This is a genomic window from Desulfuromonas sp. CSMB_57, from assembly GCF_020194955.2.
GTDB lineage: Bacteria > Desulfobacterota > Desulfuromonadia > Desulfuromonadales > Syntrophotaleaceae > JAFCIY02.
In genome coordinates, this window is record NZ_JAFCIY020000001.1 from 207,333 (window position 1) to 229,496 (window position 22,164).

Below are 22,164 nucleotides of genomic sequence, written 5' to 3' on the forward strand. Positions count from 1 at the left end.
GACATGGACAAGGATCGTGCGGATCGCATTGCCGGTCTGCGGCGCCTGGCTGAATGGCTGTTACAGGAAGCCAGGGACTTCGGCGACGCGGGCGGCCTGGCGCAGCAGGCCGCGAATTGTTGCGAACAGCTGCTGACGCTATGCCAGGAACAACTGGAGCACAACCGGCAAGGCGATAGGTCCAAGGTCTCGGAGTTGACGCAAATTTGCCAACTGCTGCGTCAGGCCTTGGTTTGCCGTCCGGCTCCCGACGGGACCCATGACGAACTGCTCTGGTTGCGGGCCGCCAACCGGGCTCTGCTGCTGGAGCGCAGCAAACTGCAGAACATCTTTGCCGCGACCACCAACTTGGTGCTGGTGGCCGATCATGAGGGGCGGGTAACCCGGACCAACCCGGCCGCGGCGGAATTTTTCGCCGGTCGCAACCCTCTCGGAACCCCATTCTGGACCTTGCTGGAAATGACCCAGCAGGATCCTGAAGGGGTTTTGGCCGCCTTTCCCGCCGACGGCCATCACGAAATCGCCCTGGCCGGGGGGCGTCACCATTTCCGTCTGCGCCTGGTGACCCTGCAACCCGAAACCAGCGGTTTGCGCGGCTTCATACTGGTACTCAACGATATCAGCTGGCTGGTCGACTCCCGCCAGGAACTGGAGCGGTTGGTGGCGGAGCGCACCCGGGCCCTGGCCGAGTCGGAACAGTTGCTGCGACAGGAAAAACACCAGGTGGAGGAGATGAACGTCACCCTGCGCAACGTCATGCACAGCATCGACGATGAGCGTCGCGAATTCGGGCGCAATCTGGCGCGCAAAGTCAGGGATCAGTTGTTGCCGGCCTTGGACAAGATCCGTCGTGAACCGAGCGCGGAAGTACGCGGCAGTTATCTCAACCTGGTGCGGGAGCAGTTGATCGGTTTGACCAGCGGCCAGGAAACGGAACTGGACGCCCATCTGCTCAAACTCAGTAAAACGGAAATCCGCATCTGCCGCTTCATCCAGGCCGGCTGCACCAGCAAGGAGATCTGCGATGCCCTGAATCTGGCTTTCGAAACCGTCCAGACCCATCGCAAGAATATCCGCCGCAAGCTTGGTTTGCGTCGCGGCGGCATTAATCTGCACGCTTTTCTGGCTGCCCGTCGACCCCTGGTTGCTGACGAAGCCTGAGGGGGCCGGAGGACGACCCTCCGTGCCCTGCGGTCGGATTGGTCGAGATCCTGTGTATACGGCTTGAAGTATGGCTGTCGATGGATGCGGGGCAGATCCTGGATCGTATAGGGTAGATCAAATTACCCGATAATTACCCTTATTCTCACCTGTAAGTCCCTTGTTTCTCCATGCTATAACGCCTCACGTTCGGAGTTGCGAGATGGATCCGCGACTTCGTTGTGAAGCAGCGTTTCGCAATGACCGGTTCCGAGCCGGCACCGCCTGGGAAGACGGTCTTTATGGCGGACGGCCGACGGGTTTTGCCGGAAACGGCAGGGCCTCCCACATCTGGAAAGGCACCGGCGCGTCCCGAGAAACAACAGGGGAGGAAGACAACAGCATGAACATCATTCGCGTGAACATGACCGACCTGACGGTCAAAACCGAGGCGGTTCCGGAAGCGTGGCGCACCCTCGGCGGCCGGGCTTTGACCAGTACCATTGTGGCGGCGGAAGTACCGCCGACCTGTCACCCCCTGGGACCCAACAACAAGCTGGTCTTCGCGCCCGGCATGCTGTCGGGCACGCCGGCGGCCAACTCCGGGCGCATGTCCGTGGGCGGCAAGAGCCCGCTGACCTACGGCATCAAGGAGAGCAATGCCGGCGGCACCACCGCCCAGCAATTCGCCAAGCTCGGTATCCAGGCGCTGATCATTGAAGGCCGGCCCCGGGAGGAAAAATGGTACCGGTTGCACGTGGACCGGGCCGGTGTCTCCATTCATGAAGAAAGCGCCGTCATCGGCATGCAGAATTTCGCCGTCATCGAAGAGATGGAAAAGCGTTTCGGCGACAAGGTCGGGATCATGACCATCGGCGTGCCCGGCGAGGAGCGGCTGGCCATGGCCAACATCTCCGTCAAGGATCCGGATCACAAGATTCGCAGCCACGGCCGCGGCGGCATGGGGGCGGTGATGGGCGCGAAAAAGATCAAGTGCATCACCGTCGACGGCACCGGTGCCGGCAAGGTGGACATCGCCGACCCGGACAAGTTCAAGGCCGCCGCCCGGGTTTTCGCCAAAGCCCTCCTCGACCATCCCGTCAGCGGCCAGGGGCTGCCGACCTACGGCACCAACATCCTGGTCAATATTCTCCATGAAGCCGGCGGCCTGCCGACCAAGAACTTTCGTTATGGTCAATGCGATCACCATGACAAGATCTCCGGCGAAACCATGTACGAGACCATCGTCGCCCGCAAGGGTCATCCCAAGCATGGTTGCCACGCCGGGTGCCTGATCCAGTGTTCCCAGGTCTACAACGACAAGGATGGCCATTACCTGACCTCGGGTTTCGAGTACGAGACCATCTGGGGCCTGGGCGCCGATTGCCTGATTGAGGATCTGGACGATGTCGCCACCTGCGACAGCATCATGGACGACATCGGCGTCGATTCCATCGAGGGCGTAGTGGCCATGGGCGTGGTCATGGAAGCCGGCATCATTCCCTGGGGGGACGGCAAGGGCGCCATCCGCCTGCTGCGTGAAGAAGTCGGCAAGGCGACCCCCCTCGGCCGCATCATCGGCAACGGCACCGGCTCCGTCGGGCAGGCCTTCGGCCTGACCAGGGTGCCGGTGGTCAAGAACCAGGGCATTCCCGCCTACGATCCCCGCTCCGTCAAGGGCATCGGCATCACCTATGCCACCTCCACCATGGGCGCCGACCATACCTCGGGCTACTGCATCGCCACCAACATCCTGAAAGTGGGCGGCTATGTGGATCCCCTTGGTAAAGAAGGTCAGGTCGAGTTGTCACGCAATCTGCAGATCGGCACTGCCGTCATCGACAGCACCGGTATGTGCGTGTTCGTCGCCTTTCCCATGCTCGATCTGCCCGAATGCGCCGCCGCCCTCAACGACATGGTGGGTGCCCGTTACGGCATCGAGATGGACGCGGAGAAAGCCGCTGACCTCGGCAAGCGGATTCTAAAACTGGAGCACGAATTCAACCTCGCGGCGGGCATGAACCATGCCGCCGACCGGTTGCCGGAATTCTTCTCTCTGGAACAGGTCCCGCCGCACAACGCCATCTGGGATTTCAGCGACGCCGAGATCGACGCTTTCTGGAATTTCTGAGGCGAAGTTCGACTGCGCAGTGTTGCTCATGGGAGCAGGGCGTCATTCCGGGAAAGCGCTGCGCTCCTGTGAAACTCCTCCTTTGGGTATGAAAACCTGCCTTGGCCGCATGGATCTTGCCGGATCCGTGCGGCCTTTTTTATCGGGCCAACGTAAAGGATCCGCGGGGCGACTGGCATTCTGCCAGCCTTCTATGCATATGCACGAGTCTCAGAGTGCCGCTAACGGAATTTTTACGGAACGTTGAAATGGTTCGAACAATCGGCAGCTATATGGATGGCAGGGTTAATCAGGAAATATCCTGGCAACCATATGGAGGCTGGAAAAAGATGAACGATTACTTTCATGTTGTGCCCGGCCGGGTCCGCATCAGGTCGCGGTTGGTCAAAGCCGATGAGAGGGCGGCCGGAACCATCCGTGCCGCATTGCAGAACTTGCCTGGCGTTGAAAGCGTCTCGGTCAGCACCCTGACCGGCAGTGTAACAGTATTGTTCAATCCCAGGCAGATGGACGCTTCCTCGGTGTTGAACAGACTATCGGATGCCGGTTATTTCAAGCCGGGCCAGGCCGTCAGCAGCACCCAGTATCTGGATTCCGCCGCCAGTCAACTGGGCCAAAAGGTGGGCAAGGCCCTGCTGGGCGTGGCCGTGGACCGCGTTCTGGGAGGCACCCCGCTGTCCTTTATAGCGGCGCTCATCTAATTGCCCAAGGTTTTGTCCCACCTTAATCAAAAATGGCGGTTTCGGGCAGGGGCCGGATTCCCTCACCGCTGCCTTTCGAGCCTGGCTGAAATGGCCGCATTTTGACCAGAAGCCTCTTCTTGACACCCCTTTCAGCGCGCCAAGGTTGATGCCTGACCATGACTGAGAACCCCTGTTAACTATTAGTCATATGGCGAAGCGCCGGGGCCAGGTCGGTTCGCTCCCACGGCAGCCCCATATCCATTCGGCCGATCTGGCCGTAAGCGGCCAATTTTCGGTAAAATCCTCCCGGAAGAGCCTGCGGCAGGCGGCGCAGGTTGAACCGGCGCAGGATGGCGGCCGGCCGAAAGTCGAACACCTCCTGAACCAATCTGGCCAAGTCTTCATCGTCGAGGCGGCCTGTTCCGAAGGTTTCCACCTGGACGCTGGCTGGAGCTGCCAGGCCGATGGTATAGCTGAGTTGGACTTCGCATTCGTCAGCCAGGCCGCCTGCCACAAGGTTTTTAGCGGCATAACGGGCCGCATAGGTGCCGATACGGTCGATGCGCAAGGGGTCTTTGCCGCTCAAGGCGTTGCCGCTATTGCGGGAATACTCGCCGTAGGTGTCGACAGCGGTTTTGCGCCCGGTAAGGCCGGCATGCAAGGCCGGCCCGCCGTCGAGCACCGGACCGTTGGGATTGATATAGATGCGGGTCCGCTCGTCAGGCCGCAACAATTCGTCCTGGAAGACCGGGGCAATCACCGTTTCCCGCAAATCGGCGGCCAGCTTGTCCGGAACAGGCGCCGATCCATGATGGCTGGTCAGTAGGGTAATGGAGTGGATGCGGTAGGGGCGACGTTCGCGGAATTCGATGCCGACCTGGGTTTTGCCGTCCGGCGCCAGGTAAGGCAGCAGTTTTTGAAAGCGCACCGCCGACAGCCGTCGTGCCAGGCGATGGGCCAGCCAGATGGGCAAGGGCAGGAACGCCGCCGTCTGCCGGCAGGCGAAGCCGAAGACGGCAGCCTGGTCCTGGGCGGTAATCCGGTTCAATTCGGCGTCATCCAGAGAGTTTTCATCGAAACGCTGGGTTGCATTCTGCGGCTCTTCCTGGATGCTGGTGATGATGCTGCAGGTACGACTGCTGAAGGTGCTGTCCCGGTATCCGACCTGATCGATGACCTGACGGGCCAAGTGGGTGATGTCCACCATGGCCGGGGAGGCGAAACGCGCTGCAATGTAGACAATGGAGCAGGCTGCCGCGCATTCAGCACGGATGCGCGCCAGGGGATCGTGCTGCAGGAATCGATCGACGATGGCATCGCTGATCTGGTCGCAGAGCTTGTCCGGATGCCCCTCGGTGACCGATTCCGAGAGGAACATGAAGTCCTTTTTCATCGGTGGCTTCTCCCAGGGTAGGCTTGCTGGTTTCATTGAACAACAACGGCAGAATGGTACCGGTTCCCACCACCAAGGCATCCGCCAGGGTCAACGGCGCCAAGCCGAGGAAACTCCGTAACCCCGGTGTCAGGGCGGCCATCAGTTGCAGCAGCAGGGACCCTCCCAAGGCGCCGGTCAAATAGGGATTCCCGGGCAACGGGCGGGCGCGGAACAGCACCGGTTGATCGGAGCGGCAGGACAGGCCGTGCAGAATCTGGGTCAGGGACAGGGTCATGAAGGCCATGGTGCCGGCTCGTGGCCCCTGCCCGTACCGTAACAGCCCGTAGCCGTAGGCCCCCATGGCCCCGCCGGTCATGGCGGCGGCTTCCAGTCCCATGCGACGCAGATCCCGGTTGCTGATCAGGGGCTGCCGGGGATCGCGCGGCGGCCGTTCCAGCAGGTCCGGTTCCGGTTCCTCCATGGACAGCGCCAGGCCCGGGAAAATATCGGAAATCAGGTTGATCCAGAGCAACTGCATGGGGTTGAGGGGCTGGCCGAGGCCCAGCGCCACGGCACTGAACATGGCCATGATTTCGCTCATGTTGGTAGCGAACAGGTAGTGAATCGATTTGCGAATGTTATTGCAGATGGTGCGACCCTGTGCAACGGCCAGAATCAGGGTGTCGAGGTCGTCGTTCTCCAGTACCACGTCGGCAATTTCGCGGGCGACGTCAGTACCGGCACTGCCCATGGCCACGCCGATGTCGGCCGCTTTCAGGGCCGGTCCATCGTTGATGCCATCGCCGGTCATGGCCACAATCTGTCCTGATCCCTGTAGGGCCTGGACGATCTCCAGTTTCTGCGCCGGCGTGACACGGGCAAAAACCTGCACCCTGCCGACCAGGGTCTGCAGGGCGGACGGCTCGATGCTTTGCAGACTGCGCGATTCGAGGACCTCCAGTTGCCGCCCCTGGCTGAGATTGAGTTCCTTGCCGATGGCGTAGGCCGTGGGGATCTGGTCGCCGGTGATCATGACCGTCTGGATGCCGGCACGATGCAGGCGGCCGATGACCTCGCTGACCCCCGGCCGAATCGGATCGGACATGCCGGCCAAGCCCAGCCAGACCAAGTTCTTCGGTGGATCCTGGTTGGCCAGCAGGCCAGGGCGAGGGGCAAGCCCATAAGCTACCCCGAGTACCCTCAGGGCGCTGGCAGCCATGTTTTCGTTGATCAGTTCGAGGCGTTCCCGCAGTTCCGTCGTTAATGGTTTAATTTCACCCTCGCAGAGAATGTGGTTGCAGAGCCCCATGACCTCCGTCGGGCTGCCCTTGACGGCGGAAAGCGCCAAGGCGACGGTTTCCTGCCCCAACATCCTCTCAAAACATCGGGTTTCGGCAACGGCCGGAAGATCGTGGACGGTTTCCATGAACAGGCGCTGCTCGGAGCGATGCCGAATGGCCAGCAACGGATAGTCGTGGCGCAACCGGGCGGTGTCGATGCCCGTTTCCCGGGTTGCTTGGAGCAGGGCGATTTCCGTGGGCGTGCCGGTTGCCGGCCCATGGTCGTTGCGGTCATCGGTATTGGCTTCGTTGCACAGCCCGAGCACCATAAACAACAGAGTCAATTCCGGGTAGGGAGTCTGCTCGGTCTGGTATTGCTCCTGCCAGTTTTCACCAGGTTCGATGCGCAGGGAACAATTGCCGGTTTCGATCCTGCGGACCGTCATCTGGTTGCGGGTAATGGTGCCGGTTTTATCCAAGCACAGGGTCTGGACACTACCCAAGGCTTCCACCGCATCGATATGACGAATCAACACCTGGTGCTGGCGCATCCTGCGGACTCCGAGCGCCAGGATCGTGGTGGCGACGGTGGGCAGTCCTTCAGGCACCGCGGCGACAGCCAGGGTGATGGAGTTCTTGATCATGGGCAGCAGGCCGTAGCCGCGCAGCAGTCCGATAGCGAACACCGCAGCGCAAACGGCGCTGCTGGCGAGAACCAGTTGGTTGCCAAGGCGGTTGAGCTCTTTTTCCATGGGGGTCGGCGGCGGTTTGGACGCTCCTACCAGGGCCTGAATGCCGCCCAGTTCGGTCATGGCTCCGGTGGCGACCACCAAGGCCAGGCCTTGCCCACCGGTGACCATGGTGCCCATGAAGGCCATGTTGTTGCGGTCCGCCAAAGGGGTCTCGATGGTGGATATCGGCAGCACGGTCTTGGCGACGGGAAAGCTTTCCCCCGTCAAAGCCGACTCATCCACGGTCAGTTGCCTTGCTTCAAGCAAGCGGCAGTCCGCCGCCACCAGAGAGCCGGGTTGCAGTACCACCAAATCGCCGGGCACCAGTTCGGCGGCATCGAGCTCATTGCGGATGCCGCCACGAATGACCAGTGCCAATGGCTGCACCATGCGCTGCAGGGAATGGATGATCTTTTCCGTCTGGGTTTCCGTCACCAGGCCGATGATGCTGTTGATGACCACCGCGGACAGGATCACGAGACCGTCGGCCAACCCGCCCGTCGCCGCTGACAATACCGCGGAGCCGGCCAGCAGCAGCATGGCTGGAGACTTAATCTGGTCGAGAAGGATACGCCACGCCGAGCGCGGCTGGTTTTGCGGCAGCAGATTGGGACCGAAGCGTTGACGGAGCAAGTCCGCCTGTGCCTGGCTCAAGCCCGTTAGAGGGTCCGCGGCGAAAGCCTCGCACGCCGTCTGCCAGGGCAGGGCATGCCACGGTGGGCTGGATTGAGGCGGCGCGGCAACATGCTTATCCCGCCGGCCTTGTTCTCTCCCGGTCGTTCTGGTCGACTTCGGGGCCACGGTTCGGGCCGGTATCTCGGACGCAGGCCGCCAACGGCTCCAGAAATTTCGAACCGCCTCCTCAACAAGGGTTACGACTCGGGCCACGGGTACCTGGGGGGAAAATCGAACCAGCACGCAACCGCTGAGCAGGCTGCAATCCAGTGCTAGAATCTCCCTCTGCTCGGCCAGGGCGACGGCCAGGTGGTTACGCAACTGGTCGGCGCCGGCGCCGCAGTCGGATCGCTTCAGGCCCTTGATGGCCAGCCGGGCCCGGCCGCGGATGGCCAGGTGCTGCGGCACGACCAAGGCGGAATGGGATGGTTGTGCCGGGCGGACAGTTGCGGCATGCACCTGGGGAATCTCCAGTCCGGTTTGACGGGCTTTGAGGTACGAAAACCCCGGACCGCTGGCGATGGTCCGGGGTATGGGCGCCGTGGCGGGAAACGGGAAAAGATTTTATTCTTCCTTTTGTTCCTGGCCGGTTCGTGGTTTGGGCAGGGCAGCGGAGGCGATCTCCTTGATTCCCTCGACGATGCTGACCGCAAGCTCCTTGACGGTTTTGATGGCCGTACCGCCCACCGTGCCTGCCGATTCGATGGCCCCTTCAGTGACGGCTTTGGCGACCTCTTCGACATTGCCGCCGATTTCGCGGGTCGCTTCCAGAATGCCTTCGATGGTGCGTCGCGCCACGGTGCCGACGTCGGCACCGACTTCCGATGCGCCGGCAATGGCCCCCTTGATGGTGATTCGGGCAGTGGCCATGAGGTCGCCACCTACATCGGTGGCTCCCATCATCAGGCCTTTGGCCACGCTCTTGGCTGTGACGGCGACATCAGTGCCTACCTCGTGGGAAGCGGTGATGGCTCCTTTGAGCATATCCTTGGTGACGTTGATGCTCTCGGTGGTGACGGAGGCCGTGGCGCTAAGGGTCGAACTGATGGTGTTGCGGGCCAGGCTGACGATTTCTGCCTCGATCTCGTTGATGCCTTTAAGGGTGCCGACCAGACCGTCCTTCAGAGCCGTGCCGGCGCTGCCAAGGGCCTGCGATACGCCCTTTTCTTCCCCGGTTTTCGGGCTTTCCTGTTCCATGTTTTCCTGTTCCATTGTGTCCTCCTCCGGAGCGGTGACGGATGGTTTTATGTGTGGTTCCTGCGGGGGCAGGGCCTCTTCGGGAGCCGCTGGTAAATAATCCGTTGGCGGGAGCATGTCTTGCGACCCGATGTCTTCTGGGCGACGGGGGGTTGCCACCCGCTTGCGCTTTGCCGGCGGTTTTCCTTGCTCGGTATCATGGGGATCCATCATGCCTGACACCTCCTCAGAACTTGGCTACTCGGCTAGGTCCGGTCCCTCTGATGGCGGCCCGGGTTCCGCCCCGGTCGAACGATGCTGGCTTTTTAGAAAAATGTTCAACCCATACCAGAAACAGGTATACCACGCAGGCGCCACCAGATTGCCGCGCGCAATTTGCCAGAGGCCGCCGCCGATGAGAGTCAAAAAGGCCACCTCCGGCAGGCTCAGGGAGTTGTTTGACAGGCTCTGCACCTGCCCATCAACATGCCGGAACCACTGTCTGGTTGCAGCCGTGACCGGCCGGACACCACTAGCCTTGGGTCCGACCTGGGGGGCCAGACAAAAAATCTTTTCGCTGGCTACAAATTCTGCCACCTCTGAAAGATCGCCGTTGTGCAAGACGAGAAGGGAGGCGGTCCCGGGATTGACCGTAACCTGGCTGATGGAGTGACAGTCGGCAAGTTTGTCCCGCAAGGCCGCAAAGAAAGCCTGGTTGCCCCGCTGCTCCGGGAAACGGATGCGCAGGCGCTCACCCGTAGAGTGCACGCAGATACCTTCAGGGATCGTCAACTTTCGGCTCCCTCGGGAGGTTCGCTGAAGGCTGCCGCCATCTTACCCATGGCGACCTCTTTCTCCTCGGCCAGTTCGGCACGCGCCTCGGCCGCCATGTCCTCCAGCAACTCCCCTGTTTCGGCGGCTTTTTCCTTGATTTTGTCGAGCAGCATCATGCCGCCCTTGAGCCCCGCCTTGGCCAGGGGACGTCCCACGCTGACCAGAATCGGCAATACGGCCGGCGCCAGCACGGCTGCTCCGAGCCCGATGAAGAGGCCGGTTACGGCCTTGTCCTTGAATTCTGCCATAGTGCCTCCATATGAAAATAACCGTTATATGTTGAGCTTTTATCACCTCCTATCGGAAATGCAATGTGGCTTGCTGGCAAAACCCGGCGGCTAACCAATAACTAACAGTGGAAGCCAAAAAATGCAGGGTGTTTAACGGTTGGCTAACAATTCAAAGTCAAATTTGATTCAGTTATGCGATGGATCTCGAGCATCCAACAAGTGGATTCATTCCAACCGATGTCAGGGGGCGGGCCATGGGTAGTTGGATCGGCAAGGGGAGCAAATTGTCGGAGAAGGTTCGCTCGCACCTGGTAACAGGGATTCTGCGCGCTTATGCTTCCCATTCCGTCGGTGACGTGCATGTCATGCTGCGAAACACGCGCCTGGAGAGCACCGAGGCCATATACATCGTCACGCGAGGCGGCAAGTTGCTGGGATGCATATTGCTGGCTGAACTGCTGCAGTGGCCGGACCAGCAAGTGCTGGGTTTGATTATGAATCTCGATCCGCCTGCCGTGCGGCCGGATGACGACCAGGAAACGGCCGCCAACCTGGCGGTGGATCGGGGCTTGGCGGCCGTTCCGGTGGTGGACGATGCGGGTATCTTGCAGGGTGTTGTGCCGGCAATGGCCATCATCCATATCCTGCGCCGGGAACATAGTGAGGATCTGCTGCGCTTCACCGGTATTTTGAACGCAGGCGCCAATGCCGCCCAGGCCCTCGAAGCCGCGCCCCTGCGGCGGGCGGCGCAACGGTTGCCCTGGCTGCTCATCGGTCTGCTGGGGAGCCTTTTCGCCACCTTGATAATGGCCGGTCTGGAAGCCTCCATGCAACGCCAAATGGCCATCGCCTTTTTTGTGCCCGGCCTGATTTACCTGGCGGATGCCATCGGCACCCAAACGGAAGCGATCGCGGTGCGCGGCCTGTCCTTCAGTTCCAACTCCTTCAATCGCTTGCTGGTCGGCGAGATGTTCACCGGCCTGTTGCTGGGCGTGACCATAGCCCTGCTGACCTTTCCCTTGGTGTGGGGGTTTTTCGGCGATGTGCGCCTGGCGCTGGCCGTATCGACTTCGCTGGTGGCGGCCGGGTGCAGCGCAACGAGCGTGGGCATTTTGTTCCCATACTTGATCGGTCGTTTCGGCTACGATCCGGCCTATGGTTCCGGGCCCTTGGCGACCATTTTTCAGGATATTTTCAGTTTGCTGGTTTATCTGGTGGTGGTTCGGTTTTTGCTCGGCTAGAAGACAGCTGTTCGGTTGGGCCTTCAGAGCCAGAGGTTGAGCAGCCCGATAAAAAATCCGAGGAGGCCGCCAAACAAATTGATGTACAGGAAATGTTCCTGCATGACGCCGAGCAACAGACCCTCGACGGCCAGAATGTCCAGGGAATCGACCTTGTCGGTGACCATCTGCCGGACATTGAAGCCGCTGATGATGGTCGGTATTTCCTCCTGCAAAATCTTTTCGCCATAACTGCAGGCTCGTTCCTCCAGCCAGTCCCGCAGCGTCAGGGGAACGAAATCTCCTAGTTGGCCGGTAGTCTGGCGCAGCAACCACTGCTCCCCGTTTTCCAGCAATAGGGAGGTGAAAATTTCCCGGGCCTGCGAGGATTGCAGGCCGGAGATGAGGGCGTCGGTAGTCTGTTCCCGGAACCGGTCCCATTCTTTCTGGTCCAGGATTTGTTTCAGCAGGGTGTTCAGGGGGGTAGTCTGTGCCTGGTTCAGGAAGCCCTGCAAGGCATTATGCAGGTAATTCCGGCCTTGGGCGCCGCGGCTTAAGGTCAGCACCTGTTGCACCAACTGGGAGCGCAATTGGGCAATCTGTTCGTAAGGCAGGTGCGGCAGGAACTGCGCCGGGGACAACTCCAACCAGGCGTGGAACCGCTCTTCAAGCAAGTGTAGGATCTTGTCGCGGGTTTCGTCCTGATGCAGCCATTGGGAAAGATCCCGGTGCATCTGGTCCAGAAAGGCCGGGACTTTGGCGTTGATTTTGTTGAGTTTGACAAACCCGGCAAAAAAACCGGAAACACCTTGCAAGGACTCGATAAAATCCTTGATGGAACGCTGGATGCGCAGGCTGACGGCGTGCCGGAGTTCGGGCCGGCTCAGATGCCTGTCGACGGTGGCAAGAAGCTGCGGGGCCTGCTGCGCCAGCGCCGCCAAGAGCAGGGAAACCAGTTGGGGTGGGAGAACTTCGCGCAAAGGGGTATCACTGGTCAACAGTCGGTCGAGCCTGACCTGGATTTGCTCCTGCAGCAAATCGCCAAAGTTGTCGGAAAACAGTAGATCGTCGAGACGGGCATGGAGGGCTTGCTGCAACCTGTCCAGTGTCTGCGGATCCAGCAGACTTTGCAGGTCGTGTCGCAGCAGGGTCTGCTCCTTTTCCCGCAGAAAGGCGCACAATCGGCCATGAAACTCTTGGCTGGCCAGGAAGCTGAACAGAGACCGGGTCAATTCCTGGTTGAAAACCGCCAACAATTCCTTGATTCGCTGTCGTTGTTCAGGCGTAAGACGGTGTTCCAAATCGTCCAAGGGCAAGCGCAGCGCCTGCTCCAACTGTCCCCGTACGGCCTCACGCAGAGTTTGCTGAAAAACTTTCTGCTGCAAGGCGGTGTGAATGGCATCGGGTGTCAAAAGGTGCTCGCCTACCATCTTGCCCATTTTGTCGGCCAGTTGATGGCGCTTGGCGGGGATGATGCCGGGGGTCAGGGGAAGCCGCAATTTGCCAATCCGCCAGGGCCTCAGGGGGCGGAACAGCATGCGGATGGCCACGACATTGGTGAAATAGCCGATAGCCGCCCCCAACAGAGGAGGTGCCAGCCAGCTGAAAAGAGTTCCCGCGTTCATCGTTGCCCTTCGGCCAGCCCGCTTCCGGCCCGCTTCGTACGCCAATCGCGGACAGATGGAGGTCGACTCATTGGTAGGTCATTCGGGGGGCATTCTGGAACATCTCCAGAAAAACCTGGGCGATGCTTTCGAGGTCCTGTGCCCGGAGGGTTTCTGTTTCCAAGGCGCCGGCCGCCAGTTTCTTCATGACCTCTTCGTCGTGGGCACCCAGGCTGCAGGCCATATGCAGCAGGGTTTGGGAACCGATGCGAACCAGAGAGGGCAAGTCGATGCCCGCCTGGACGCCTCCGATCATGATCCCTTGCATGGCCAGATAGGTGCTGCTGTAAATGTCATGCCCCGCTTCTCGCAGGGCCTGAAGCAAACCTTTGGCCAATCCGCGGGTTGAAATCAGGCATTCGGTACCAAGGCCGCCGCCGGAGGCGCAGATGGCTCGCGTCAGATCCGACGCCAAAGCCAGCAGGCTGTCGCATTGGCTCCTTTGGGCTGAAACATGGGCCTGAATTACTCGTTGGGTCAGGTGCGCGATATCCTGCTCATGATGGTTGAGGTGATGAAACAGGATTTTCAGGTCGCTCTGGCCGGAAACGGGCCAGCTCTGAACGGTGTCATCTGATTCGTGGTTCATGGGGTGCTCCTTTGGTTATAAAAGGGCGCTTGCCCCTTTGTAGGGGCCGATTTCTTGACGTAATTATGCCAGGCAATTGTTCTGTTTTTGTTAGGACCACCCTGAACCTTTGGCAGCGGCACGAACGCTTCCATAAATGCTATTCGGCATCGGCTGCCGAGGGTCGCTGGCCATGCTTGCAAATTGCCGGGAAATAAAGTAAAAAGAGCTCTCCATGATGCTGGGGAGGGTGTGCGTTGGCAATTCGCGAGGACCGGCTGTTCCGCAAGATTAAACGTCTGACCGGGCAGGCCATCGGAGATTTCAACCTGATTGAAGGCGGGGATCGCATCGCCGTGGCGGTCTCCGGCGGCAAGGATTCCTGGACTTTGCTGCACGTGCTGGACCGACTGCGGCAGCGGGCACCGGTGCGTTACGAGCTGATTGCCGTCAACGTCGATGCCGGTTTTCCGGGCTACCGCAGCGACCTGATCGAGGACCATCTGCGCCGCCACGGCTTTGCCGGGCATGTGGAAAAGGCCGACTGCGCTGCCATCATCGCCGAAAAACTGCGGCCCGGCTCCTCCTACTGCGCGTTTTGCGCCCGCTTGCGGCGAGGTGTGCTGTATACCGTCGCCGAACGTTTGGGCTGCAACAAGCTGGCCCTCGGTCATCATCTCGACGATTTCATCGAAACCCTCCTGCTCAACCAGTTTTACGTCGGCACCCTGGCCGCCATGAGTCCCAAGCTGCTGGCCGACAACGGGGTCCAGACGGTCATTCGGCCCCTGGTCTATGTCGCCGAAGCGGACATCCTGGCCTTCAGCCGCGCCAACGATTTCCCCCTGGTGGATTGTGCCTGCCCCCCCGAGGTGCGCGCGGAGCAGAAGCGGCGCCAGATGAAGCACCTGGTCGCTCAACTGGAACAGTCCATTCCCGATGTCCGCCGCAGCCTGATTGGGGCGTTAAGCAATGTCCAGCCGCGCCATCTGCTGGATGCACGGCTTAAGTCGTTTTAAAAGATCCGTTCTGAAGGGCGGGATGATATGATGGTATCGCCTTTGGAGGAACTGCCCATGGTGCCAACGAACGATCTGAACTCAGATCTGGATCTGGCCAGTAAGGTTCAGAAACTGTTGTTTCCAAAAGCCTCTCCCCAGTGCAGTTGGTGTTGCATGGCAATCAAGAATTGCATGGCCAAGGGTCTGGGAGGCGATTTTTTCGACTTCGTCGAATTGCCCGACGGCTGCCAGGTCGTGTTTTTGGGGGATGTAACCGGTCATGGCATGCAGGCCTCCATCGTCATGGCCCTGCTGTACGGCTACCTGCATCGCGCCATCGCCGGCGGGTGCCCGCCGCGGGAAACGGTGGCCCAGGTCAACGATTTCCTGTTGTCCTTCGCCCGTCGTTCCCGGCATCTGGACCATCTGTTCTCCACCACCCTGTTTTACAGCGTCATCGAGCCGAACAGTCTGGTGATGCATTATGTCAATGCCGGCCAGGTCGCGCCCCTGGTTCATCGGCAGGATCGTATTCTGCGGTTGCCGCCTACCGCTCAACCCCTGGGTTTCTTCGCCAGTCCGGAAATCGAAGTGCGCATGTTCCAGTTTCAGCCCGGCGACCGGCTGCTGCTCTATACCGACGGCATCATCGAGGCCTTCAACGGTCGTGGCCAGGTGTTTGGCCATGCGGCCGTGGAGCGTTTGCTGTTGAGCCACCGGGACGGCCCTCAGGATCTGCTGGATGGCCTGTTCGGCCAACTGGCGGCCTTCGGCGGTCTATATCCTCCGGAAGACGACTGCACGGCCATTGCCCTCGATTTTTCGACCCCGCATCAATTCTCCTGAAAAATGGTGACGCACAAGAATCTTGTGCAAGGGCGTCCGCTGTGGTAAACCTGAGGCCCCGGCTCATTTTGCGCCGGACGGTCGGGCGATTTTTAACCATATCCATATCTGCCTGTATGGCAGAGGCAGTCAGTCGGTTGGCCGGTTGCACCAAGGGAGAAAGAAAAACAATGGCGGTAGGGGATTATCGGATCGGCGCTGGGTGGCACGGTTTTACCATAACGGCCGTTACCGAGCTCTCGGATTTGGATGCAACCCTCGTAAAGCTGCGTCATGAAAAGACCGGCGCCCGCTGGGTGCATGTGGAGCGACCGGACGACGAGAACCTGTTCGGCGTCGGCTTCCGGACTCCGCCCAAGGATTCCACGGGCGTGGCGCACATTCTCGAGCATACGGTGCTGTGCGGATCGCGGCGTTTCCCGGTGCGGGATCCCTTTTTCACCATGCTCAAACGCAGCCTCAGCAGCTTCATGAATGCCCTGACGGCCAGCGACTGGACCTTCTATCCTTTCTCGACCCAGAACACCAAGGATTTTTACAACCTCATGCAGGTGTATCTGGACGCGGTGTTCTTTCCTCTGCTGCGGGAGCGGGACTTTCGCCAGGAAGGCCATCGGCTGGAGTTTGCCGATCCCGGCGACAGCGCTTCGCCTTTGGTTTTCAAGGGGGTGGTCTACAATGAGATGAAGGGCGCCATGGCCGATGCCTCCTCCCTGTTGCACCGGCATCTGACCCGCGGCCTTTATCCCACCACCACTTACGGCTTCAATTCCGGCGGGGAGCCCGAGCAGATTTTGCAGTTGACCTACGAACAGCTGCGGCAATTCCATGCCGCATTTTACCATCCGGCCAATGCCTATATCTTTACCTACGGCGATTTGCCCCTGGTGGATCATTTGGCGGCCGTCGAGCGGCTGGCCTTGAGTCAGTTCGGTCCTTTGCAGGTGGACAGCTCGGTTCCCGACGAACAGCGCTTACCGGCGCCGCGGCGTCTGGAAGCGACTTTCGCCGCCGACGCGGACGAGGCCGACGGCCAGCGCTGTCTGGTGCAGGTGGGCTGGCTGGCCTGCCCCCTGAGCGACAGCTTCGAACGCCTGGCCATGAGCCTGCTATCCGAATTGCTGCTGGGCAATCCGGCCGCACCCCTCTATCAGGCCCTGCTCGATTCGGGGCTGGGCCAGAACCTGGCGCCGGGCAGCGGTTATGCCGATGAAAATCGCGAAACCTACTTCGCCGTCGGGCTGCAGGGGACTGCGGTCGATGCCTGGGACAAGGTCGAGTCCCTGATTCTCGAGACTCTGGCAACAGTGGCGGAGCAGGGGTTTTCCGAGGATCAGGTTGAAGCGGCTCTGCATCAACTCGAATTCGGTTTCCGTGAAGTCAGCGGTGATCAGTACCCTTACAGCCTGAATCTGCTCATGCGCCTGGTCGGTCCCTGGCTGCATGCCGACGACCCGGTCTCACCCCTGCAGGTGGCCAGCGACATGCAGCGTCTGCGCCGGGAGTTGTCCGCCGGCCCTTTTCTGCAGAATTTGATTCGCCGCCGGCTGCTGGACAATCCCCATCGGGTCAGTCTGCTGTTGCGGCCCGATGCCGAACAGGGGGCTCGGGAAGAGGCTCAGGCGGCAGCCCGTCTGGAAACCTTGCGGAGGCAATTGACGCCGGCGGACGTGGACCGGTTGGTGCGTCAGGGGCTGGAACTGCAGCAGGCCCAGGAAGGGGCCGAAGATGTATCCTGCCTGCCGGGCCTTGAACTGACGGATATTCCCGTCGTCGAGCGGAGGGTTGACTCGCGTCCCGCAGAGTTGGGCCAGGTGCCGGTGACCTGGTTTGATCAGCCCACCAACGGCATCGGATATTTTTCCGCGGCGTTGCCGGTGGCGGACCTTCCCGCATGGGCGATATCCGATCTGCCCCTGTTCTGTGCGCTGTTCAGCAAAATTGGTGCCGCCGGCCAGAGCTACCTGACCCTGGCCGAACGCATGGCCGGCGCCGTCGGTGGCCTGCGGGCGGCGGCTACGGTGTTGGACGATCCCTTTGACCTGCAGCAATACCAAGTGCTGGTGGAACTGCAGAGCAAGGCCCTGATCCCCAACCAGGATCGCATGTTCGGTATTCTGACCGATCTCTGCACCGCTCCGGATTTCAGCGACCTGAAACGGTTGCACACGGTAATCCAACAGGTGAAGGTTTCCCTGGAGAACTCCGTTCCCGGTTCCGGCCACAGCTATGCGGCCCGGGTGGCGGCCGCGGCTTTGACGCCCGCGGCCCGTTTGCGGGAGACGTGGAACGGTCTGCATCTCATCGGCCGGGTCAAGCAGTTGGCTGCCGGCACCGTCCAGGACCTGGCGCCCCTGGCCGCCCGCCTGCAGGACTTGGCCAGCCTCATCTTTCGTCGCGACCGCCTGCGCTGCTGTGTTGTTGCCGAGGAGCGCTACCTGACGGAGATCGAGGGGCATTTGAACGGTTTTCTCGAAGCTTTGCCTGCCGGCGGGCCGGCGACAGCAGCGCCGCGGTTGCCTCAGGCCGGCGGGTCCCGGTGCAGCGGCTGGATTGCGCCGGTGCCCGTTTCCTATGTGGCGCGCGTGTTTTGTACCGTGCCCATGGCTCATCCCGACGCCGCCGGCCTGATGGTCCTGGCGCGGCTGCTGCGGGGGGGCTATCTGCATCGGGAAATCCGCGAAAAGGGCGGGGCCTACGGCGGCATGGCCAGCTATGATGCCACGGCCGGTCTGTTGAGCCTGCTCTCCTATCGCGATCCGCATCTGGTGCGCACCCTCAAGGTCTATCGCGATGCAGTGCATTGGGCCGCGTCGGGGGACTTCGATTCGCAGCAGATCCAGGAAGCGGTGCTCGGCGTATTCAGTGCTCTCGATCGTCCCCTGTCGCCGGCCGGCAAAGGGGCCCGGGAGTTTCACTATCAATTGCAGCGCCTGACCGATGAGGTACGGCAGGAGTTTCGCCGCCGCTTGCTGGCCGTTGACGCAGCGTCCCTGGCCGCTCTGGCGCAACGTTATCTCGCGGACGGTTGGCAGGCGAGTGCGGTCGCCGTGGTCTCCGGCGAACCTCAGTTGCAGGAAGCCAACCGCCTGTTGTCGCAAGAAACATTGACCCTTGGCAGGATCTGATCATTGCCGCCTGTGCTCGCCCAGGGGTGGCGAGAGCACAGGCGGTGCTGTCGTATCCGGGCGAGCGGTTTGTTGACCCGTTGCCCCGGACCCGAAGGATCTGAACATGGAAAACCTGCTTTCCACCAAAGAAGTAGCCCAACTGCTGGGTGTGAACGAGAAAATGGTTTACACCTTGATCACCGAGAAGGGCCTGCCGGCGACCAAAATCACCGGCAAATGGCTGTTCCCGGCGCATCTGGTGGAGCAGTGGGTGGAGAGCATGACCATCAACGTGCCGACCAGCGGTGGGGAACTGCCGCAGAAACCGGATCTGCTCATGGTGGCGGGCAGCGACGATATCCTTTTCGATCGCGCCATGTCCCTGTACATACGCCTTAATCCGGATCAGGTCGTGCTGTTCGGGTTGCTTGGCAGTCTTGGCGGCCTGCGGGCCCTGCGGCGCGGCATGTGCCATATTGCTACCAGCCACCTGGCCGAGGAAGACGGCCAGGAATTTAACTTTTCCTATGCCGCCAACGAGCTGGAGGTGCTGCCGGCGGTGGTCAACTTCTGCCGCCGCGAGCAAGGCTTGCTGGTCGCTCAGGGCAATCCCCTCGGCATAGAGGGTGTCGCCGATATCGGCAGCCGCAACCTGACCGTGGTCAACCGTCCCCTCGGCACCAGCACCCGTTTGTTGTTCGATCGAGAATTGCAGAATGCCGAAATCAAGCCGTCGCGGGTGCGAGGTTACACCAATGAAGTCAGCCACCATCTCGATGTCGGCCTGGAGATTCTTTCCGGGCGCGCCGATATCGGTCTCAGCATCCGCCCGGCGGCGGAACTCCTCAACCTGCATTTCATCCCCCTGCGCTGGGAACGTTTCGACCTGCTTATCCCCAAGGAACTGTTTTTCGAGAAAGGCATCCAGCAGTTTCTCGGCCTGTTCCACGAGGAGCGGTTCCGGGCTCTGGCCGACGCTTTGCCGGGTTATGATCTGAGCCTGACCGGTCGCATGCTCTACCCCGGTGATTCTCGCTGACTCACTCCGTTGCAAGCCTTCTGGATTCTCGTCGCCGCCTACATGGCTCGTTATGGTTTATCTTTATAACGACATCTCGGCCAGGTTGACGGCGCCTTCCTTTGGTGTTAATATCCTTCTCGCTGTATAGTTGTTCACGAAACGCCGCCTGGCCAGGCAGACTGACCCCTCCACCACAGTAAACTGCAAAAAGGAGAATTCCATGAAAGCCGCTATGCGTTTTTTGACGGTAACCCTGTTGCTGGCCTGTATGGCCACCGGTGCCTGGGCTCAGGAGCGTCTGCGCCTGTCCACCACCACCTCCACGGACAATTCCGGTTTGCTGCAAGTGATGCTGCCCGTATTTGAAAAGAAACATAATGTCAAGGTCGACGTCATTGCCGTCGGCACCGGCAAGGCCCTGAAACTGGCCGAGGCCGGTGATGTAGATGTAACCCTGGTGCATGCCCGCGATCTGGAGGACAAGTTCGTGGCCGACGGCTTCGGCGTCAACCGGCGCGATGTCATGTACAACGATTTCGTGCTCATCGGTCCGGCCAAAGATCCTGCTCGGATCAAGCAGGCGAAAACGGCGGCGGATGCCTTCGGCCGCATTGCCAAAAAGGGCTCCAAGTTTATTTCCCGGGGCGACGAGTCCGGTACCCATGTCATGGAAAAGGCTCTGTGGAAGGCGGCCGGAGAGCCGGCCAAGGGAAAATGGTATGTTGAAGCCGGCGCCGGCATGGGCGAAGTCATCAACATGGCCACCGAACAGCGCGCCTATACCCTTAGCGATCGCGGTACCTGGATCGCTTACGGCAAGAAAACCGACCTGCCGATCCTGTTCGCCGGCGACAAGGCCATGTTCAATCCCTACGGCATCATAGCCGTCAATCCGGCCAAGCATCCCCATGTCAAATACGATCTGGCCATGGCTCTGGTCGAATTCATGACCTCTCCTGAAGGACAGAAAATCATCGAGAACTTCAAGGTCAACGATCAGCAGCTGTTCTTCCTCTACAAATAAGCAGGACGGCAGCTATTGGTCCTCTGTGCGACCCCCCCACCCCGTCGATGCTTTTCGGCGGGGTGGTTTTTTTAAGGCTGAAGTCCGAAGGCTGAAGGGAGAGGCAGGCAAAGCCTTTATGGATAGGGTAGGCTTCGTCGAGGCATTTCAAAACACGGAATTTTCTGTTAGATTTTAACCTTCAGTCTTCAGTCTTCGGACTTCAGCCTGCTTTTAAGGCCTTCACCATGAAAATCGGCAGCTTTGAATTCAGCCTGCGGGAGTTGGCCGGTGCCATGGGGGATTTCGGTACTCTGTTCCCTCTGGCCATCGGATATATTGCCGTTTGCGGTCTGGATCCCGCCGGCCTGCTGGTCATGATGGGATTGACCAATATCGCCACCGGTCTGATTTATCGGGTACCCATGCCGGTGGAGCCCATGAAGGTCTTGGCGGTGGTGGCCATCGCCCAACGTTGGACGCCGGAAATGGTTTATGCCTCCGGCTTTGCCATGGGCGTGGTCTGGCTGCTGCTGGGCTTGACCGGCATGATGGGCCGGTTGGCCCGTTTTACACCTCGCTCCGTGATACGTGGCATTCAGGTTGCTCTTGGCGTTTTGCTGGCCCTGGAAGCCCTGCGCCTGATAGAGGGTGCCTGGTTGCTGGGGGCGGTTTCCCTGCTTCTGGTGCTACTGCTGCGCGATAGCCGGTATGCCCCGGCGGCAGTGGTTCTGATGGCATTGGGTGTGGGGGTCATGGGTTTTCAGGGCAACCTGGCGGGTTTGCAGGCTCCGTCTTTTGCCTGGCCTTCCCTCACCGGGTTTTCCCTGCAGGACAGTTGGCGAACCATGCTCCTGGCCGGTTTTTCCCAAGTGCCCCTGACAGCGACCAACGCGGTCATCGCCACCGCCGTGCTGATACGGGAATACTGGCCGGAGCGGACCGTGAGCGAGAAGCAATTGGCCGTCAACATGGGCGTGATCAATCTGCTGGCTCCCTTCGCCGGCGGCATGCCCATGTGTCATGGTGCGGGCGGTTTGGCCGGCCAATATTATTTCGGTGCCCGCTCCGGGGGGGCCAATCTCCTGGAGGGTGCCATGGAACTGGCCATGGGGCTGTTTTTGGCCGGATCCATAGCTGCCCTGTTCGCCGCCTTTCCTTCTGCGATCATCGGTGCCATGATGCTGCTGGTGGGGATTGAAATGACCCGTTTTGCCCGCGATGTGCGTTGGGACTGGAACCTGGCGCCGCTGTTGATGACGGTTCTGGTATCCTTGCTTTTCAATATGGCGGTCGGTTTTCTGGCCGGCTTGCTGTTGCATTATGTGCTGTTGCGCTGGTTGTCGCGCCTGCCTTCCAGGAAGGCGGGGCCTTGACGGATTGCGCTCCCCTTGCGAGGGCGGTTGACCGGGTTATAATAGAACCATGCAAGGCGCAATCGGAGGCCGCGTCAGGTTGTTAACCCCGGACAGGAGA

17 protein-coding genes and 1 riboswitch are annotated in these 22,164 nt (G+C 60.4%); of the genes, 10 read left to right on the forward strand and 7 right to left on the reverse strand.

What is annotated here, in order from left to right:
* The first annotated feature begins 3 nt into the window (after window positions 1-3).
* From JQN68_RS00890 to JQN68_RS00900, 3 genes are all read left to right on the forward strand, one after another.
* Complete coding sequence (locus JQN68_RS00890) at window positions 4-1,161, forward strand: PAS and helix-turn-helix domain-containing protein (protein ID WP_225071259.1); 1,158 nt, start codon at window positions 4-6, stop codon at window positions 1,159-1,161.
* Between the two features lie 235 nt (window positions 1,162-1,396).
* A riboswitch (molybdenum cofactor riboswitch) is annotated at window positions 1,397-1,518 on the forward strand.
* A gap of 25 nt (window positions 1,519-1,543) precedes the next feature.
* Window positions 1,544-3,271 (forward strand): aldehyde ferredoxin oxidoreductase C-terminal domain-containing protein, encoded by a 1,728-nt coding sequence (locus JQN68_RS00895; RefSeq protein WP_225071260.1) that lies wholly within the window; start codon window positions 1,544-1,546, stop codon window positions 3,269-3,271.
* A 329-nt stretch (window positions 3,272-3,600) separates the two neighbouring features.
* Window positions 3,601-3,972 carry an HMA2 domain-containing protein gene (locus JQN68_RS00900; RefSeq protein ID WP_225071261.1) on the forward strand — a complete coding sequence of 124 codons (372 nt, stop codon included), beginning with the start codon at window positions 3,601-3,603 and terminating at the stop codon, window positions 3,970-3,972.
* Window positions 3,973-4,147: 175 nt separating this feature from the next.
* Here JQN68_RS00900 and metK read toward each other — a convergent pair whose 3' ends face one another.
* The 5 genes from metK to JQN68_RS00925 all read right to left on the reverse strand — a co-directional run bounded on the left by metK (window position 4,148) and on the right by JQN68_RS00925 (window position 10,273).
* Window positions 4,148-5,332, reverse strand: coding sequence for a methionine adenosyltransferase (gene metK, locus JQN68_RS00905; protein ID WP_225071330.1), 1,185 nt, complete (start codon window positions 5,330-5,332; stop codon window positions 4,148-4,150).
* Window positions 5,217-8,474: a cation-translocating P-type ATPase gene (locus tag JQN68_RS00910; protein WP_225071262.1), complete on the reverse strand. Its 3,258-nt coding sequence runs from the start codon at window positions 8,472-8,474 to the stop codon at window positions 5,217-5,219. The genes metK and JQN68_RS00910 overlap by 116 nt, the downstream gene beginning before the upstream one ends.
* A 105-nt stretch (window positions 8,475-8,579) precedes the next feature.
* A complete protein-coding gene (locus JQN68_RS00915) occupies window positions 8,580-9,227 on the reverse strand; it encodes a hypothetical protein (RefSeq protein ID WP_225071263.1) in 648 nt (215 codons plus the stop codon).
* 222 nt (window positions 9,228-9,449) lie between these two features.
* On the reverse strand, window positions 9,450-9,983 hold the full coding sequence (locus JQN68_RS00920) for an HMA2 domain-containing protein (protein WP_225071264.1): 534 nt from the start codon (window positions 9,981-9,983) through the stop codon (window positions 9,450-9,452).
* Window positions 9,980-10,273, reverse strand: a complete 294-nt coding sequence (locus tag JQN68_RS00925; RefSeq protein WP_225071265.1) for a DUF5132 domain-containing protein — start codon at window positions 10,271-10,273, stop codon at window positions 9,980-9,982. The genes JQN68_RS00920 and JQN68_RS00925 overlap by 4 nt, the downstream gene beginning before the upstream one ends.
* 236 nt (window positions 10,274-10,509) lie before the next feature.
* Between JQN68_RS00925 and JQN68_RS00930 the strand changes: the two genes are divergently transcribed.
* The gene (locus JQN68_RS00930; protein ID WP_225071266.1) at window positions 10,510-11,496 is read left to right on the forward strand and encodes a magnesium transporter; all 987 of its coding nucleotides are present in this window, start codon (window positions 10,510-10,512) and stop codon (window positions 11,494-11,496) included.
* 23 nt (window positions 11,497-11,519) lie between these two features.
* On the opposite strand, the gene JQN68_RS00935 is transcribed toward JQN68_RS00930, so the two are convergent.
* On the reverse strand, window positions 11,520-13,100 hold the full coding sequence (locus tag JQN68_RS00935) for a DUF445 family protein (RefSeq protein WP_225071267.1): 1,581 nt from the start codon (window positions 13,098-13,100) through the stop codon (window positions 11,520-11,522).
* A gap of 67 nt (window positions 13,101-13,167) precedes the next feature.
* Window positions 13,168-13,728: a hypothetical protein gene (locus JQN68_RS00940; RefSeq protein ID WP_225071268.1), complete on the reverse strand. Its 561-nt coding sequence runs from the start codon at window positions 13,726-13,728 to the stop codon at window positions 13,168-13,170.
* Window positions 13,729-13,964: 236 nt separating this feature from the next.
* Here JQN68_RS00940 and ttcA point away from each other — a divergent pair, with 236 nt between their 5' ends.
* From ttcA to JQN68_RS00970, 6 genes are all read left to right on the forward strand, one after another.
* Window positions 13,965-14,726 carry a tRNA 2-thiocytidine(32) synthetase TtcA gene (ttcA, locus tag JQN68_RS00945; protein ID WP_225071269.1) on the forward strand — a complete coding sequence of 254 codons (762 nt, stop codon included), beginning with the start codon at window positions 13,965-13,967 and terminating at the stop codon, window positions 14,724-14,726.
* A 156-nt stretch (window positions 14,727-14,882) separates the two neighbouring features.
* Window positions 14,883-15,554 carry a PP2C family protein-serine/threonine phosphatase gene (locus JQN68_RS00950; protein ID WP_249620956.1) on the forward strand — a complete coding sequence of 224 codons (672 nt, stop codon included), beginning with the start codon at window positions 14,883-14,885 and terminating at the stop codon, window positions 15,552-15,554.
* A 170-nt stretch (window positions 15,555-15,724) separates the two neighbouring features.
* Window positions 15,725-18,682, forward strand: a complete 2,958-nt coding sequence (locus JQN68_RS00955; RefSeq protein WP_225071271.1) for an insulinase family protein — start codon at window positions 15,725-15,727, stop codon at window positions 18,680-18,682.
* A 106-nt stretch (window positions 18,683-18,788) separates the two neighbouring features.
* On the forward strand, window positions 18,789-19,703 hold the full coding sequence (locus JQN68_RS00960) for a substrate-binding domain-containing protein (protein WP_225071272.1): 915 nt from the start codon (window positions 18,789-18,791) through the stop codon (window positions 19,701-19,703).
* 202 nt (window positions 19,704-19,905) lie between these two features.
* Complete coding sequence (locus JQN68_RS00965) at window positions 19,906-20,709, forward strand: ABC transporter substrate-binding protein (protein ID WP_225071273.1); 804 nt, start codon at window positions 19,906-19,908, stop codon at window positions 20,707-20,709.
* 227 nt (window positions 20,710-20,936) lie between these two features.
* The gene (locus JQN68_RS00970; RefSeq protein ID WP_225071274.1) at window positions 20,937-22,064 is read left to right on the forward strand and encodes a putative sulfate/molybdate transporter; all 1,128 of its coding nucleotides are present in this window, start codon (window positions 20,937-20,939) and stop codon (window positions 22,062-22,064) included.
* Window positions 22,065-22,164 lie beyond the last annotated feature (100 nt).

Excerpts from the sequence above, each read along its gene's own strand:
- JQN68_RS00950 (WP_249620956.1), top strand. The coding sequence starts at position 14,883 with ATGGCAATCAAGAATTGCATGGCCAAGGGTCTGGGAGGCGATTTTTTC.
- JQN68_RS00900 (WP_225071261.1), top strand. The coding sequence starts at position 3,601 with ATGAACGATTACTTTCATGTTGTGCCCGGCCGGGTCCGCATCAGGTCG.
- JQN68_RS00955 (WP_225071271.1), top strand. The coding sequence starts at position 15,725 with ATGGCGGTAGGGGATTATCGGATCGGCGCTGGGTGGCACGGTTTTACC.
- JQN68_RS00970 (WP_225071274.1), top strand. The coding sequence starts at position 20,937 with ATGAAAATCGGCAGCTTTGAATTCAGCCTGCGGGAGTTGGCCGGTGCC.
- JQN68_RS00965 (WP_225071273.1), top strand. The coding sequence starts at position 19,906 with ATGAAAGCCGCTATGCGTTTTTTGACGGTAACCCTGTTGCTGGCCTGT.
- JQN68_RS00930 (WP_225071266.1), top strand. The coding sequence starts at position 10,510 with ATGGGTAGTTGGATCGGCAAGGGGAGCAAATTGTCGGAGAAGGTTCGC.
- JQN68_RS00935 (WP_225071267.1), bottom strand. The coding sequence starts at position 13,100 with ATGAACGCGGGAACTCTTTTCAGCTGGCTGGCACCTCCTCTGTTGGGG.
- JQN68_RS00960 (WP_225071272.1), top strand. The coding sequence starts at position 18,789 with ATGGAAAACCTGCTTTCCACCAAAGAAGTAGCCCAACTGCTGGGTGTG.
- metK (WP_225071330.1), bottom strand. The coding sequence starts at position 5,332 with ATGTTCCTCTCGGAATCGGTCACCGAGGGGCATCCGGACAAGCTCTGC.
- JQN68_RS00925 (WP_225071265.1), bottom strand. The coding sequence starts at position 10,273 with ATGGCAGAATTCAAGGACAAGGCCGTAACCGGCCTCTTCATCGGGCTC.
- JQN68_RS00890 (WP_225071259.1), top strand. The coding sequence starts at position 4 with ATGGACAAGGATCGTGCGGATCGCATTGCCGGTCTGCGGCGCCTGGCT.
- JQN68_RS00915 (WP_225071263.1), bottom strand. The coding sequence starts at position 9,227 with ATGGAACAGGAAAACATGGAACAGGAAAGCCCGAAAACCGGGGAAGAA.
- JQN68_RS00940 (WP_225071268.1), bottom strand. The coding sequence starts at position 13,728 with ATGAACCACGAATCAGATGACACCGTTCAGAGCTGGCCCGTTTCCGGC.
- JQN68_RS00895 (WP_225071260.1), top strand. The coding sequence starts at position 1,544 with ATGAACATCATTCGCGTGAACATGACCGACCTGACGGTCAAAACCGAG.